We start from the raw sequence: 14,417 nt of genomic DNA on the forward strand, positions 1-14,417 counted from the left end.
ATCCTATGCTACGCTCCTACTTGCTGCTCATTTTTTGCGTAACCGCTTGGGGCAGCAATTTCGTCTTCGGGAAAATGCTCGTCGCCGAGTTTTCTCCGCTCTTTTTGTCGGCTATGCGCCTCTTGTTTATCGTGTTGTTTCTGCTCATCTGGTCCAGAGGGCGTCTGAAAATGCCAAAGCTCTCTCGTACGGACTGGCTTTTGCTCGCGGTACTGGGAGTTGTCGGCGTATTCATCAACCAGTGGTCCTTCTATAAAGGACTCGTTACAGCCGATCCGACCACCTCTGCCCTGATCCTGGCGCTGACGCCGATTACAACCGCTCTCTTGGCTGCCTTGTTCTTGAAAGAATCGCTGACTGGCCGCATGGCAATTGGTTCGGTGATTGGTACATCAGGCGTTTTATTCGTCATTTATACAGGGGCAGAGCTGCATTTTGATGTAGGCATCCTCTGGATTGTATTGACGATGCTGACGTTCGCAACCTCGATCATACTCGTCAGGTTGTTGGGGCATCGACTCCCTCCACTCGTGACGACGCTCGTATCCAATTTGATCGGTTTCGGATCGATGCTGCCTTTTGTCCTGATCAGCATCCCTACGGCCACGGTAAGCACCAGCCTCTCATCCTGGATTCTCTTGTTTGTCACCGCTGTCGTCATGCACGGCATTGTGACCTTAATCTGGAACAGCCAACTACAGAAGGTAGGCGCTGCCAAAGCCGCGATGTTTGCGAATCTGGAACCGTTTATTGCCATGCTTTTTGGCTTGTTATTGCTGGCAAAGCCTGTAACAGCCGTACAGTTTTTCGGTGCGATTCTCATCATCGCAGGCGTGACCTTGACCACAACCTCCAAGGACCCGCGCGAAAAGAAGAAGCTCTCCTCACTTTCATCCTGAGCAAAGCAGTTCGCCGCACTTTTCATACTAAAATAGTCGGAATTGTAGTTGAGAAGTACAATTTCATTGCTTTATACTGGGAGAAAGCGGGCGAGTCTGTACCGTTACATCGTGCTAAGAGGAGGGACAGTCCATGTCTACCGTAAAACTATCCCAGTGGGAAACGATGCTGTTAGAGGCAGCCCGTGCCCATGGATTCGTCGATGAAGAAATCATCCACAAGCTGAGAACAGGTGACCCTGCGCCTTTTTCGGACGTGGAGGGCGGCAAGTACGATTACACCCATCTCTTTGAACTGTCCAAAAACGATCCCTCTACGCTGGAAGCCGCGATTCGCGAAGGCTACCAAATCAAATTCACCACTTTTAACGGGATCAAGTTTTTGCTGAACAAACGCTACAACATCCAAGCGGAGCGTGACTATCAAGTCGAGGAAACAGCGCTGAACCACGTTCGCTTATCAGACGCTGCACTGGCATGGATGCGCAGGACAATCTCCCATAACTGGCGAATTGTTGAACTAGAAAAGCTCGCAGACACCAAAGAAACGCTGGTCAGATTTGAACTGGCAGCATCGTAAATACGAAAGAGCACTTTCCTTAGTGGAGAGTGCTCTTTTTTCGAAAAGCGGAATATGGGAAGGAGAATCATGATGACAACGCAGGCGTATATCCAACACATTCAAGCAACGTATCCGGAATTGACCATCACTTCCGCCTACTTTAACGAAATGGGCCAAAACAATGATGTGCTCATCGTCAATGACGCGTACGTGTTTCGCTTTCCGAAATATACCGCCGGAATCGAGCAACTGAAGATCGAAACGAACATTTTACGTACGGTAAAACCATATCTCTCCCTGCCAATTCCGGCTCCGATCTATTTGTCCTTTGCCGAGGAACTACCTTGGCGGGTGTTTGCCGGATATCCACTACTCGAAGGTGAGCCTTTTACCCGAGAAGCTTTTCAAGCAGCCTCTCGTCAAAATTCGGTACCGACTGTCGCTGCCCAGCTGGCACAATTTCTTCATGAACTGCACCAGCTTCCCGTCTCCTCCTTGCTCCCAGAGCTTATCCCTGGCGATTTTGACATGGCCAAGCAGTTGACTGAGCTGTATGAACAGATCGTTTCGAAATTGTTCCCAGCCATGCGTGAGCAAGCCAAAAAGGATGTGGCAGAGCGCTTTGAAACGTACCTGGCTGACCCTGCCCATTTTGATTTTCAGCCTTGCTTGACTCATGGAGATTTCGGCACCGGCAACATCTTGTACTCCCCAACAAAACAACGCATCACAGGCATCATCGATTTTGGCGGCTCAGGTGTGGGCGATCCTGCTTACGACCTCGCCGGACTTTGCGCGAGCTACGGGGAACCGTTTTTGCAGCACTTCACCCCGGTGTACCCCCAGCTTGAGCAGGTGATGACAAGGATGAGATTTTACCGCAGTACATTCGCCTTGGAAGAAGCGCTGTTTGGTCTGGAAAACGACGATGAAACAGCGTACCAAGCTGGCATGCAGGACTACATCTAGCCTTTTACGGCACCTTGTGTGAGCCCTTCCACCAAGTATTTTTGGCAAAAGGCAAACAACAGCATCGTCGGGATGACTGACAGTACCGTAGCTGCCGACATCGCTCCCCATTCGACATCGTACTTTTTGATGAAGGCGTTCATCGCGACGGGAATCGTTTTGACCGACTCTTCATCAATGAACAGAACTGCCATAATCAGCTCGTTCCAGCATTGGACAAAGGCGAAAATAAACGTGGCCGCAATTCCGGGGAGCATGATCGGCACGATGACACGAAACAGGGCGCTCAATCGGGAACAGCCGTCCATCATCGCTGCTTCCTCCAAGGCATTGGGTATCCGTTGGAAAAAGCCAGACATGATGATCGTGCAAAACGGAATCAGCATGACCGTGTAGATGAGCATCAACGAAAACAGGCTGTTTAATATGTGCATCTTGGACATCATCATGTACAACGGCGCCATGCCAATGAACATCGGGATCATTTGGGTGACGAGAAATCCGAACATCACCTGCCGCTTTCCTTTAAACGAAAAGCGGGCCAACACGTAACCGCCGAGCATCGCGATAAATACGACCATAGCCGAAGCAACCAAGGAAACGAGAAAGCTGTTCCAGATGTACACCTGAAAGTGGGAAATCTGAAAGATCTCCAAGTAGTTGATCAACGTCACCTGTTGTGGCCAATATTGAATCGGGAGCGAAAAGATTTCCTTTTGACCTTTGAGCGACGTAATGATAATCCAATACAGCGGGAAAATCGCGAACGCAAGAAACAGGGTCAGTACAATCGCTCTGCCAGTCCTCCACCCTAGATGATCACGTTGCATCAGAAGTCCCCTCCTTTCTCTACTTTGGTCGCTTTCACGTAAAAGATCGTGAATAACATCAAAATCAATACGATGATGACACCCACTGCCGAGGCTTGCCCGTAGTCTTGTCCAAAGATGACTTTATCGATCATGTAGGTAGCGAATATATGCGTGGAGCCTGCAGGAGCTCCATTCGTCATCGCGTAAATAATGTCCGGGAAGTTGAGAATCCAGATGACCCGCAACAGGATAGTCACCAGCATCGTAGGCATGATATATGGCAGTGTCACGCTCCAAAACTGCTGAATCCGCCCCGCTCCATCCATCGCCGCCGCTTCGTACAGCTCCTCTGGGATCGATTGCAGGGCAGCCAGAATCATGATGGCAAAAAACGCGACGCCATACCAAATATTCGCGATAATGACGGCAGCCATCGCCCAAGTGCCATCCGCCAAAAAGGAGATCGGCGCATCGATCAAACCCGTTTTCAAGAGCAAATCGTTAATGACGCCAAACTGGGCATTGAACATCCACCGCCAAATCAGCCCAATCAGAAAGCCGGACATCGCCCATGGAAAAAAGACAAATGCCTGGTAAATCCCTCTCCCGCGAAATTTTTTACGCATCAAGAGGGCCAGCATGAAGCCAAACAGCAATTGAAAAACGAGCGAGAAAAACACCCAGTAAAAGCTGTTCATGGCAACTCGCGGGAAGTCTGGGCTTGTCAGTACGTTCACAAAGTTGTCCAGCCCAATGAACTGAATATTCATCAAGTCAAAGAGCGTGTAGTTCTGAAAAGACATGATGATCCCACGCACGAGTGGATAATACGTAAAGACCGAAACAAACAAAATGGCAGGCAAGAGGCACAAAAATATAAAGCGACCTTCTTTGGAGATTCGGAACGATTTCTTCCCTTCCGGCACAACCTGCTTCGTCGTCATGACGATGGGTTTTTGCGTGTCCAAGCTACCATCCCCCCACGTCTACTTTCGCTCGGCTTTTTCTTTCGTCCAGTATTGATCCCATTTTTTCAACAGGTCCTCTACGGTGAGCTGATCGAGCAAAAAGCTCTGAATATCTTTATCCGCCGTGCTTTGCCAAGCTCCCCAGCCTTTGTAGTCCACAGGACGTGAAACATCGAGGAACTTCGTCGGCTGTTGGCTCATCTCAATAAACGGCTGGAAGTACCCCGTCTTGTAAAATTCATCTTCTGCCGCGCTCTTCACGACAGGAATCGTGGACGTCTTTTTCGCAAAATGAGTGCTCTGTTCTGGATCAGAGAGGAATTCAATCAGCTTCCACGCCTCTTCCTTGTGCTTCGAGTACGAAGCCATCCCCCAACCCGGTCCACCAACTACTTGTTGCGCGACACCTGAAGGACCAATCGGAATCGGAGCGGTCGCCCATGTCCCTTCCTGCATCTTCTCCTTGGCTCCATCGATGACGTCAGGGTCCTGAATCAGCATGGCAGTCGAACCCGCTACAAAGCCCTGTACCATCTCTTGAAAGCCCCAGCTCACGGAATCTTTTGGAGAGGCTTCTTTGTAAAGCTGTTTGTAATACTGCATCGCTTCTAATGATTGCGGCGTGGAGAAGATCGTGCGTCCATCCTTCATGAAAAAGGCTGAGTCAGGGTCGACCTCTGTCCCGTTATAGGCCCACATGGTGATCAGCGCGTAATCCCACCCGGTCGCACCTCCCCTGAAGCTGTACCCGTAGCGGTTTTTGGCTGGGTCCGTCAGCTTTTTGGCTGCGACCAAGAGCTCATCCCATGTCTTCGGCACCTCGATCCCCGCTTCCTTAAACCAATCCGTCCGATAATACAAAACGCGCTGGTACAGTCCATTCGGAATGTAATAAGGAGTTTTGTCCACCCAAGTGGCTCTACGTTTGGCGACGTCTGTCAGCTGATCGTAATTTTGCCATTTGTCTGTGTAGGGCTTCAAATTTTCAATAAAGCCGTTCATCGAAAACTGCTTGGCATTGAATTCGCGAACCTCTAGTACGTCCAGCTCTTCTTTTGCCATCAGCATCTGTGTGATCTTCTGATCCGCTCCTTCAAATGGAGGGGAAATCAGATCGACTTTGATCCCCGGATTCTTCGCTTCAAACTGGGCTAGCATTTCTTTTAACAGCGCAGTTCGTTGTGGGCTAGTAATGCTCTCGACCATTTTTAGCGTGACGCCATTCGCACCTGAAGGCGATGCTGAGTCAGGAGTGGCGGCCGGCTGACTACAGCCTACAAGCAATGCTGTCGCCAACGTTAATTGGAGCGCCACAGAAATCCAGGAACGAAATCCCATACACGAACCCCCTCATGATCTTTTTTGCGAGACAGTTCGTATTATATTAAATATTCTGAATTGTAAGTTTTAATATCTTTACCAGTTTTTTCGTTTTCTTTACTCTTTTTTCAGTGAGGCTTTCCCGACACTATTTTATTTGACTAACTGAAATAACTAAGTTACCATTTTATATGCTACAGCATGTATACGAAGGAGTTAGGATTTTCTATGGAATTATTCAACCTGACCGGATTTCTTCTTCACCGTACAGATATGAAGATGACGAACTATTTTAAGAAGAGGTTAAAACAATTTGAGATCACGCCGGAGCAATGGGGAATTCTTAGTGTCATGGATGGAGAAAGAGCGATCACACAAAAGGATCTTTCGGATGCTATTGACCGCGACCAAACCACCGTCGTCAGAATGATTTACTCGCTTGAAAAAAAGGGAATCGTCATTCGCACTTTAAATGACGCGGATAGACGCTCTCATAACTTGTTGTTGAGTGACAAAGGGATGGAGCTAAAATCAAAGCTTCTACCCGTCGTTACCGAAGCGCATAACCATGTAACGCAAAACCTTACCGATGTAGAGATTGCGAAATTGCATGCATTGCTCGACAAATTATATCAAGTAGTAAAAGATGAATAAATGGAGAGGCAGATACTTTTTCCGCCAAATACATGCTATAGCATATATTAAATTTGATACGGAAGAACGAAAGTGAGGTAGCCGTTATGACCCTAATCGTTTTGCAAGTCATTGTTGCGATCTTCTTTATGTTTACAGGTACAAAAATTATTTCCGGTAAAATGGCGACTGAATTTGAACGATTTGGACTCCCTCCCATCTTTAACTTCTTAACTGGCTTTATTGAGATCATCAGTTCCATTGGCTTGATTATTGGAATATGGTTTTCGATCGCTGCATTACTATCAGGATTGCTTTTAGGCGTGACCATGTTGGTAGCTGCCTTCATCTTACTTGTGATTGCAAGAGATCCTTTTCCGAAAGCAATACCGGCGCTCGTTCTTTGCTTTCTGTCCTTTTTCATCTCGACGTATCATTTTTAGTCTAGGCAGGGGAATCCCAACCAAACTGAGGATACAGTCATAACAGCGGCGGGTCTAAGACTTTATTTCCATGTCTTAGGTCGCCGCTGTTTCATTTATTAAGAATCAGTCTAGAACTTGTTTTCGCTCCTGCAAAGCATCCTCAGCCCCATGAGAACAGCCCATGCTTGCTGCTGGTCTTTGAAAAAAAAGCGGAGCGGTTGACCGTTTTGTACATCGATCAGCGTATCGTGACTGCTGGCCCGCAGCTCATACTCCATACCAGCTACCTCTGCGACAGGAGCATCACCTCGAAGGAAGAGTCGCAATCTTCCGCCTTCCCTTGACGTGTACGTCCCGACGAGCTTCTCTAGCTCTTCTCTCGTTGGTGTATAGAGCGGGGCTTCGTCTTCTTTGTGTGCAAGTGGCAAACCAAGGGCAGCGTTTACAGCAGCCAGCCAGACGTTGCGAATTGGCACGTTTTCCAGATTGGAAAGAACGGTGACGACTAGCCCATTTTCCGGTACAAACCCGAAGTTCGACGACACCCCAGGCTGACCGCCCCCATGCTCAACTAGCGTAATTCCAGCATAGTTCGGAGTAGTTTTGAGCGCATAGCCATACCAGGTGTCCTTGGTCAGTCGATGAACCGGCTGCCACATGGCTCTAAGCGAAGCTCCATCTGCTACTTGCTTCTCTTGATAGCGCCCGGCATTAATATAGAGCTGTCCGTATTTCAGCAAATCAACGACGCAGGATCGGATGCCTCCCCCCACTTCATAGTTGCCAAGTGTGGGCCACGGCACTTTTTTTAGTTGCTGCTCCTCCCCTTTGACATAAGGGACGGAGACATCGGAAAAACGAACGACTTCTTCCAGGTTAAAGGTCGAACGACTCATTTCGAGCGGCGCTAGCAGGCGTTCTGTTACATAGGTACGGTAGCGCTGTCCAGTAACACGCTCGATAATAGCTCCCAGCAGAAGAAACATGTCGTTACTGTAACTGATATACTCACCCGGTACACCAAGGGCGTCAAATTGGACTTCGTTCAAATAGGCGATATGCTCAGGGAATCTCGTCAGTTCTTCACGGCGCAGCAGCGGTGGAACACCTGATGTATGAGAGAGCAAATGGTGAATCGTGATTTTTTCAGTATGTATGTCCGCCTTTACTTGTAAATCAGGCAAATAGCTGCGAATTGAGTCGTCCACAGACAGCTTGCCTTCTGCCGCGAGCTGCATGATGGCGGTAGCGGTAAAGGATTTGGTAACCGAAGCAATGCCGAAAATGGTCTCAGGTGTTACTGTCTGATTCGTCTCCAGATCAGTGACACCAAAGCCTTTTTGATAGAGGGTCTCACCATTCCGGGAGATGCCAATGGAGAGTCCCAGTACCTTTTCCTTCTCCATGAATTGCTGCACGAATGCTTCCAGAGCTGAAACGCTAGCGTGGTTCATTCCCTTCCCCTGCCTTTGGCTATAAGATTCTAGTTAGCAAAAAGAGTATTCCAAAAGCATTCAACATGCCTTCGGAACACTCCTTTTCTACGTAATCTCATATTTTTTCATTTTATTGTAAAGCGGCATCGCCCTTACATGGCTTTCCCCCATTCGACCTCTTCCCATTCAAAAGAATAGGCCAACACATCGATACATGAGTCATGCCCGCATAATACCCAATGCTTGACTCTAGGGGACGTAAAACCAAATGCTTCTTTTACTGTTGACGCAACGACTTCGTAAAATCCTGGATTTGGGCAAACATCAGTTTTGTCCCATTCGTCACGGAAAGACAGTCTCCTATCATAGTACTGATCGAGCATGCTGAAATCATATCGCTCGTAGCCCTCCATTTTACCGTACATCGTAAAAAGACAAATCGGCTGGAAAGTAAATCACTTCCACGCTTACTTCCTGCTCCTCATAACCAGTAAAACCGACGAAATCATGTGAGGGACTGATCATCCAGGGAACTTCGACGGGTACAACTTTCATTTGGCTCATCGATTTACCCCCGCTTCAAAGAACACCATTACATCAAATGGAATCCCCAGATAGCTGTACTTTATATTCACTCTGTTTATTGCCTCATGATGTATAACACTAAGTCCATAAATTTCATCGTTTTTCGTAGCAGTATCCTCAGATGTGCCAGCTTTCATCGCTATATCCTCTATCTTCTGAAATCCATAGGGTATTGATTCCTTATTATCATAATCGTCAGTTACGATGAATCCTTGTAAAGCATTACTAACCTGTACTTTTGTTTTTGATGGTTTTTCATTGTTATTAACTGAAACATCCATTATTTTCACTTCACCAAAGCCCTTATTGCCAATTCCCACAACAACAGATTTATGATCTTTGCTTGAAGCAAGGGTACCAATATCCAATGGCGGATTCCCTTTCACAAGGAAATAAAAACCTCCCACAAATGTTGCTATAAGCAGTATAGAGATCCACAGTGTTTTCTTCAATTTCCCCATCCTTAATCGTTGATTTTTCATGTGCTATTGAAAACTATATATTGGTAAGTTCTAAAAGAAATAGCCGATATCCTGCACTTTAGGCAGAAATATCGGCTGTCAGTTCCCTTACGAATTATGATTGAATAAACTCCATCAGCTTCTTATTAAAATCATCCGCCTGACAAATCGGCAAGCCGTGTCCACTGTTATCAAACGGAAACAGCTTCGACCCTTTGATTTGCTGCTGGGTGAGCTCGGCACTTTTGAATGGAATCAATCGATCGTGAATCCCGTGAAAGATTCCGGTTGGCACACTGATTTGACTCAAGTCATTGATTACATTCTCTCTCACTGCTGCTTGCATGATTTTGATGAGGGCATAGGTAGCGGAGTCCAGCCCCATTTTGACAAACCACTGGAGTGTAGCAGTCCCTAAATTTCGATTGAAGAACTGCAAAGAAACCGTGTTTAATAACTCAGGCATATTGGCGTACATCTGACTGATCAGCCCATCTGCTTGCTCCTTCGAGACGCCGTATGGAGAACCCGGCATTTTCACAAAGGAAGGAGAAACCGCATCCACTAACGCTAATTTGGAAATATGACGCCCCTCATATCGGGACATATACCGAATCGAAATGGCTCCCCCCACCGAAAAACCTAGCAAGACGGCATCCCTTATCTTTAATGCTTCCAAAACGACATAGATGTCATCTGCCAAGCGATCATACGTATAGCCGCTCCACGGTTTGTCCGATTGGCCGTTCCCGCGAATATCCATGGCAACACAGCGGAACCCGTGCTGGGGAAGTACATTGAATTGGTAGGAAAACATGTTATGGTTGAGCGGCCAGCCATGAACGAAAAAAATCGTTTTGCTATTCGGGCCAGGATTGAGGTCTTCAACGAAAACGGTGACACCCTTTTCGACTTCAATGTACATAACCCTACCTCCTGTATCACACCATGGGACCTCTTTACACTCAAGGTATGTCACCAGTTGTAGGGTTATGTTACTACTCCCCTATGCCCTGACTTGGATACGCATGAACGATGCGTCCTTTTCTTCCCGTTGTCGTGACTGCTTGCGAAAGAGAATGGTAGATCGCTTCCTCTGTCGCTTCTGCCGCAGCAGCAAACAAGTCGTTCATGATCGGATGATCCTCGCGTAGTTGCACGCGCGTTTCCGTAACGGCTGTTGTCTGATGTGGGATCTTTTGCGCTGTGGAAAAAGCAATGACGATGTCGCCGCTCCCGTGCCCAAAATGGCTCCCCGTACGTCCCAAGCCGATTCCTGTACGCTTTGCTACCCGAAGCAGTTGGCGATCACTGAGCGGCGCATCTGTCGCCAGTACGATGATGATCGAACCATCTTCGGACTTCTCTACTGCGTTTTCATTGCTTTTGCAGCTTGTGAACAGATTCGCTCCCAAGAAATCATTCTTGTTGCCAAAGTTACTGAGTACCAAAGTCCCCAATGTATATACTTGCTCCTCAGTCACTACGATACGAGAAGACGAGCCGATACCGCCTTTATAGCCAAAGGCAATCATCCCCGTCCCTGCCCCGACAGCTCCTTCTTCTACGGCCTGGTCCGTTGCGTTCTGAATCGCTTCTCTAGCATCTTCCGGGCGCACGACACAGCGGCGAATGGAATTGAGATAACCATCGTTGCATTCGCCCACGACAATGTTGATCGTCCCGGTCGTGTCCCCGATCTCTTCGTTCGTATCCAGCATGTATTGCAGCGTCCCTTGTGTAACCGCGGGCACGGAAAACGTATTGGTGAGCATGATCGGCGATTCCAATACCCCCAGCTCATTTACTTGCACGAGTCCCGTCGTTTTGCCGAAGCCGTTGATCACATAGCTGGCCGCAGTCACCTTTTCACGAAACAAGCTGCCGCCATGCGGCAAAATGGCTGTCACTCCTGTGCATGCATAGTCGTCGTTGTCCAGCTCATGCTGGATCGTCACATGTCCCACTCGGACTCCGGCTACATCCGTAATGTCATTTTTCTCACCGACCGGCAGCCTCCCGATTGTCGCACCGAGCTGCCGAATTTTTTTCGTCATGCGTTCCATTCCTTTCGTAAGGCTATGCCGATCGCTTACACCGGACGATTGCGCAGAAAGTTCTCATAGGCAAACCCGCGCACTTCTTCTTCCTTATAATGCTTGAGCAGCTCGTTGATCAGGTTTTGGCTCTGACCCGCGTGCTCCAAGCCTACGACCTTTGCGGAAATGCCGTCGAAGTCAGAGCCGAGCCCGATATGACGCACGCCACCGAGTGAACAAAAATGATCGATATGCTTGATCAGATCATCTATCGTGGTTGGTGTCGTTTCATTGATAAACTGGGTGCAGTAGACGACATGTACATTCGCGCCTTTGGCAAATAACGCTTTTGCCTGTTCATCCGTCAGATTGCGTGGATGGTCGCAGATCGCTCGTGCATTCGAATGACTCGCGATCGGGTATGCAGCAAGCTCAATCGTATCCCAGAAACTGCCCTCCCCTAGATGCGAGACGTCCGTCAACATTTTATGCTCATTGTGGAACTGAATGATTTCCTTGCCAAAGGTCGTCAGTCCAGCATTCCTCGGTTCCAGCGCACCATCCGCAGCGAGATTCGCGAAGTTCCAGGTGAGGCCCACAGAGCGAACTCCTAACTGATACAAAATGTGCAGCTTCTTCAAATCGTTGCCGATTGGTTCTACACCTTCCAACGTCAGCAATGCTCCGATCTCACCCTCTTGCAAATGGTCGAGATCGCTCCAATCACGGATTTGTTTCATTTCTGGATGTTTTCCGAGAACCTCTGTATAAAAGTAATGAATTTGATCCAAAGCTTTTTGAAAACGTTGCTCCGTAGACAATTCAGGTGATGTCCAGATCGCATAGCATTGCAGCTTTACCCCGCCATCGTGCAGCCGTTTTCTGTTGACGTCCAGCTCGTCCGCATCCGCAAAGGACAGAGCCCCATTTTTCTCCCAAATTTTCAGAAGTGCATCACAGTGCAAATCGATAATCGGCATCTTGGCCATCTGTATCCATCCCTTGTGCTAATTTCCTTTGAGAACACTACCTATTCTGTTAATTTTAAGGTAATGTATTTTGAAGAGCGAATCCAATAAATTATTGCTATAAGCCACTTAAGAAAACATTATCGAGGCATGTTCGAGGAGGAGCCGCATTTTTGCGGAAAGTGTAAGCATGGTCGCTTTTACACTGTGAAGCACGTAACCTTTCCTGCGCAATTAAAAATTCACATAATGGAGCCACTACTCATGAATATGGAGCAAATTGAAGCATTCATCTTTGTCGCCCTGACCGGGAGCTTCAGCAAAACGGCTGATTTGCTCTATCTGTCGCAGCCCACGGTCAGCATGCGGATCAAGGCACTTGAAACGACTATGGGCTGTAAGCTGTTTCAACGAACGGGTCATACGATTTCTCTTACAAAAGAAGGCGATCTGTTCCTTCCCTATGCGAAAAACATCATGCACATGCTGCAAGAGGGACAGCAAGCGATTCAGCGATCGCAAGGGGATGTAGAGGGAGAATTGACCATCTCCACCGTTTTTGTCTCCGCCTTTTACATTTTGCCTGACCTCGTCCAGCAATTCCAGCAGCTGTACCCCAAAATCAAGCTGACGATCCTCACCGGACATTCCCATCAGGTGCTCGATATGGTTCTGAACCACGAGGTGTCATTCGGAATTGCTCGTGCCGTTACTCATCCACAGATTAATCGGATTCAGCTAATGCCGGATGACATGGTCTTAGCGATTTATCCCGATCATCCGTTTGGATTCCGCCATCAGGTCTCCATTGAAGAAGTCGCACGGGAACGACTAATCTTGTTCAATCGGGGCTCGCTCGACTGGAAGCTGATCAACAATGCGTTCAGCCATTTTCAACTACAAAACAATGTCGTCATGGAGGCTGACAACATCGAGGTCGTGAAGCGGATGGTGAAACAACGGCTGGGCATCGCCTTTTTGCCTCGCTTTGCCATCTCCAAAGATTTGGACGAAGGCGAGCTGCAGGAAGTAGACGTCCTGAATCTGCCGCAAATCAACCGGAACTTCGAGCTGATTTACCTGAAGGATACACCTGTTCACGGGATTATGCGTACGTTTATTGACTTTTTGATGCAGAGCAAAGCCTTGCAGCAGTAGGGAGAAAAAGGAGGATGCCCTTTGAGAACACTGCACAGAAACCATCAAAAATGCTGGTCCTCCTGGAGGTGAATTGGATGAAAAAAAGCCGATATTCATGTCATTAGTAGAGAATATCGGCTTTTTTATATGATCCATGGTATTACCTATAAAAAGAAAACAAACGAGTAGCTTCTATTTAGAAATAGTTCATACTCATTGCCTCACGTATCTCTTGCATTGTTTCTTTTGCTACAAGGCGTGCTTTTTCTGTACCCGACATAAGAATTTCATCGACCTTTTTGGGATCGTTTTGATACATTCTTCTCCGTTCCCTCATTGGTTCAAGTAATTCGTTAATACTCTGAGAAATTTTTCGTTTGCATTCCATACATCCAATTTGCCCCTTTGTACAACTTTCATAAATCTCATCGGAGCTCTCTTTACGAAATGCTTGATGATAAGCATAGACAGGACAAATTTCAGGATGGCCGATATCCGTTTTATGGATTCGCGCAGGATCAGTCGTCGCTTTCTTTATCTTCTCACTAACCTCTTCTTGGGTGGAGTCCAAATCAATGGTATTTCCAAGACTTTTGCTCATTTTATTATTTCCGTCTAATCCGACAAGTCGTGGAACATCACCAACTAGTGGTTTGGGTTCCAATAACACAGGTTTATAAAGTTGGTTAAATCGACGGACAATTTTCCTTGTTTGTTCGATATGAGGAACTTGGTCTTCTCCTACGGGAACCAACGTCGCCTTGCAAAAAGTAATATCAGCCGCCTGACTTACGGGGTATCCAAGGAATCCGTAATACATATCTTGAAACCCACGTTCCGTAGCTTCCGCTTTAATTGTAGGATTGTGACGTAACGAATTGACCGTAACAAACATGGAAAAATATGTGGTTAACTCCGCAATCTCTGGGATCAAGGACTGTATAAATATTGTTGCGCTATCAGGATGAATACCTGCTGATAAATAGTCCAATGCCACATTACGCAAATTTTGTTTAATCAACTCTGGTTTTTCAAAATGAGTAGTTAGGGCTTGGACGTCTGCTAGTATTAAGTAAGTTTCATATTGGGTTTGCAACTCCACTCGATTTTTCAAGCTACCAACGTAATGGCCAAGGTGAAGTTTTCCCGTAATCCGATCGCCTGTTAAAATACGTTCTTTCACTTATGATCCTCCTCATA

The 14,417-nt window shown here is 47.2% G+C and carries 16 protein-coding genes; 6 read left to right on the forward strand and 10 right to left on the reverse strand.

Features of this window, described 5'->3' with window-relative positions; genetic code table 11:
• Positions 1–5 precede the first annotated feature (5 nt).
• The 3 genes from FB479_RS07365 to FB479_RS07375 all read left to right on the forward strand — a co-directional run bounded on the left by FB479_RS07365 (position 6) and on the right by FB479_RS07375 (position 2,430).
• A complete protein-coding gene (locus FB479_RS07365; protein ID WP_106654361.1) occupies positions 6–899 on the forward strand; it encodes a DMT family transporter in 894 nt (297 codons plus the stop codon).
• A gap of 133 nt (positions 900–1,032) precedes the next feature.
• Complete coding sequence (locus FB479_RS07370) at positions 1,033–1,479, forward strand: hypothetical protein (protein ID WP_142063735.1); 447 nt, start codon at positions 1,033–1,035, stop codon at positions 1,477–1,479.
• 72 nt (positions 1,480–1,551) lie between these two features.
• Positions 1,552–2,430: a phosphotransferase family protein gene (locus FB479_RS07375; RefSeq protein ID WP_142064617.1), complete on the forward strand. Its 879-nt coding sequence runs from the start codon at positions 1,552–1,554 to the stop codon at positions 2,428–2,430.
• Here the strand turns inward: FB479_RS07375 and FB479_RS07380 are convergent.
• The 3 genes from FB479_RS07380 to FB479_RS07390 are packed head-to-tail and all read right to left on the reverse strand — an operon-like array spanning position 2,427 to position 5,548.
• Positions 2,427–3,260: a carbohydrate ABC transporter permease gene (locus tag FB479_RS07380; RefSeq protein ID WP_142063738.1), complete on the reverse strand. Its 834-nt coding sequence runs from the start codon at positions 3,258–3,260 to the stop codon at positions 2,427–2,429. The genes FB479_RS07375 and FB479_RS07380 overlap by 4 nt on opposite strands.
• The gene (locus FB479_RS07385) at positions 3,260–4,210 is read right to left on the reverse strand and encodes a carbohydrate ABC transporter permease (protein WP_142063741.1); all 951 of its coding nucleotides are present in this window, start codon (positions 4,208–4,210) and stop codon (positions 3,260–3,262) included. Before FB479_RS07385 ends, FB479_RS07380 begins: the two co-directional genes overlap by 1 nt.
• Before the next feature lie 18 nt (positions 4,211–4,228).
• Positions 4,229–5,548, reverse strand: a complete 1,320-nt coding sequence (locus FB479_RS07390) for an ABC transporter substrate-binding protein (protein WP_142063744.1) — start codon at positions 5,546–5,548, stop codon at positions 4,229–4,231.
• A gap of 210 nt (positions 5,549–5,758) precedes the next feature.
• Between FB479_RS07390 and FB479_RS07395 the strand changes: the two genes are divergently transcribed.
• Positions 5,759–6,184, forward strand: coding sequence for a MarR family winged helix-turn-helix transcriptional regulator (locus FB479_RS07395; RefSeq protein WP_142063748.1), 426 nt, complete (start codon positions 5,759–5,761; stop codon positions 6,182–6,184).
• Between the two features lie 86 nt (positions 6,185–6,270).
• Positions 6,271–6,606, forward strand: coding sequence for a DoxX family protein (locus tag FB479_RS07400; RefSeq protein ID WP_142063751.1), 336 nt, complete (start codon positions 6,271–6,273; stop codon positions 6,604–6,606).
• Positions 6,607–6,716: 110 nt separating this feature from the next.
• Here the strand turns inward: FB479_RS07400 and FB479_RS07405 are convergent, their stop codons facing one another.
• From FB479_RS07405 to FB479_RS07430, 6 genes are all read right to left on the reverse strand, one after another.
• Positions 6,717–8,042, reverse strand: coding sequence for a serine hydrolase domain-containing protein (locus tag FB479_RS07405; protein ID WP_142063754.1), 1,326 nt, complete (start codon positions 8,040–8,042; stop codon positions 6,717–6,719).
• A gap of 396 nt (positions 8,043–8,438) precedes the next feature.
• Positions 8,439–8,588: a hypothetical protein gene (locus FB479_RS30895; protein WP_255438309.1), complete on the reverse strand. Its 150-nt coding sequence runs from the start codon at positions 8,586–8,588 to the stop codon at positions 8,439–8,441.
• Positions 8,585–9,070 carry a hypothetical protein gene (locus tag FB479_RS07415; protein WP_142064620.1) on the reverse strand — a complete coding sequence of 162 codons (486 nt, stop codon included), beginning with the start codon at positions 9,068–9,070 and terminating at the stop codon, positions 8,585–8,587. Before FB479_RS07415 ends, FB479_RS30895 begins: the two co-directional genes overlap by 4 nt.
• A gap of 115 nt (positions 9,071–9,185) precedes the next feature.
• Positions 9,186–9,995, reverse strand: coding sequence for an alpha/beta fold hydrolase (locus tag FB479_RS07420; protein WP_142063757.1), 810 nt, complete (start codon positions 9,993–9,995; stop codon positions 9,186–9,188).
• Between the two features lie 73 nt (positions 9,996–10,068).
• Positions 10,069–11,127, reverse strand: a complete 1,059-nt coding sequence (locus tag FB479_RS07425) for a DmpA family aminopeptidase (RefSeq protein WP_142063760.1) — start codon at positions 11,125–11,127, stop codon at positions 10,069–10,071.
• 35 nt (positions 11,128–11,162) lie between these two features.
• A complete protein-coding gene (locus FB479_RS07430) occupies positions 11,163–12,098 on the reverse strand; it encodes a dipeptidase (protein WP_142063763.1) in 936 nt (311 codons plus the stop codon).
• A gap of 243 nt (positions 12,099–12,341) precedes the next feature.
• Here FB479_RS07430 and FB479_RS07435 point away from each other — a divergent pair, with 243 nt between their 5' ends.
• Positions 12,342–13,235 carry a LysR family transcriptional regulator gene (locus FB479_RS07435; protein WP_106654350.1) on the forward strand — a complete coding sequence of 298 codons (894 nt, stop codon included), beginning with the start codon at positions 12,342–12,344 and terminating at the stop codon, positions 13,233–13,235.
• 178 nt (positions 13,236–13,413) lie between these two features.
• Here the strand turns inward: FB479_RS07435 and trpS are convergent, their stop codons facing one another.
• On the reverse strand, positions 13,414–14,400 hold the full coding sequence (gene trpS / locus FB479_RS07440; protein WP_142063766.1) for a tryptophan--tRNA ligase: 987 nt from the start codon (positions 14,398–14,400) through the stop codon (positions 13,414–13,416).
• Between the last annotated feature and the right edge of the window lie 17 nt (positions 14,401–14,417).

The organism is Brevibacillus sp. AG162 (genome assembly GCF_006715575.1).
Lineage (GTDB): Bacteria > Bacillota > Bacilli > Brevibacillales > Brevibacillaceae > Brevibacillus > Brevibacillus brevis.

What these genes read in the sequence shown, in the direction of transcription:
- FB479_RS07365 (WP_106654361.1), top strand. Translation starts at nt 6, where the DNA reads ATGCTACGCTCCTACTTGCTGCTCATTTTTTGCGTAACCGCTTGGGGC.
- FB479_RS07370 (WP_142063735.1), top strand. Translation starts at nt 1,033, where the DNA reads ATGTCTACCGTAAAACTATCCCAGTGGGAAACGATGCTGTTAGAGGCA.
- FB479_RS07375 (WP_142064617.1), top strand. Translation starts at nt 1,552, where the DNA reads ATGACAACGCAGGCGTATATCCAACACATTCAAGCAACGTATCCGGAA.
- FB479_RS07380 (WP_142063738.1), bottom strand. Translation starts at nt 3,260, where the DNA reads ATGCAACGTGATCATCTAGGGTGGAGGACTGGCAGAGCGATTGTACTG.
- FB479_RS07390 (WP_142063744.1), bottom strand. Translation starts at nt 5,548, where the DNA reads ATGGGATTTCGTTCCTGGATTTCTGTGGCGCTCCAATTAACGTTGGCG.
- FB479_RS07395 (WP_142063748.1), top strand. Translation starts at nt 5,759, where the DNA reads ATGGAATTATTCAACCTGACCGGATTTCTTCTTCACCGTACAGATATG.
- FB479_RS07400 (WP_142063751.1), top strand. Translation starts at nt 6,271, where the DNA reads ATGACCCTAATCGTTTTGCAAGTCATTGTTGCGATCTTCTTTATGTTT.
- FB479_RS07405 (WP_142063754.1), bottom strand. Translation starts at nt 8,042, where the DNA reads ATGAACCACGCTAGCGTTTCAGCTCTGGAAGCATTCGTGCAGCAATTC.
- FB479_RS30895 (WP_255438309.1), bottom strand. Translation starts at nt 8,588, where the DNA reads ATGAGCCAAATGAAAGTTGTACCCGTCGAAGTTCCCTGGATGATCAGT.
- FB479_RS07415 (WP_142064620.1), bottom strand. Translation starts at nt 9,070, where the DNA reads ATGGGGAAATTGAAGAAAACACTGTGGATCTCTATACTGCTTATAGCA.
- FB479_RS07420 (WP_142063757.1), bottom strand. Translation starts at nt 9,995, where the DNA reads ATGTACATTGAAGTCGAAAAGGGTGTCACCGTTTTCGTTGAAGACCTC.
- FB479_RS07425 (WP_142063760.1), bottom strand. Translation starts at nt 11,127, where the DNA reads ATGACGAAAAAAATTCGGCAGCTCGGTGCGACAATCGGGAGGCTGCCG.
- FB479_RS07430 (WP_142063763.1), bottom strand. Translation starts at nt 12,098, where the DNA reads ATGGCCAAGATGCCGATTATCGATTTGCACTGTGATGCACTTCTGAAA.
- FB479_RS07435 (WP_106654350.1), top strand. Translation starts at nt 12,342, where the DNA reads ATGAATATGGAGCAAATTGAAGCATTCATCTTTGTCGCCCTGACCGGG.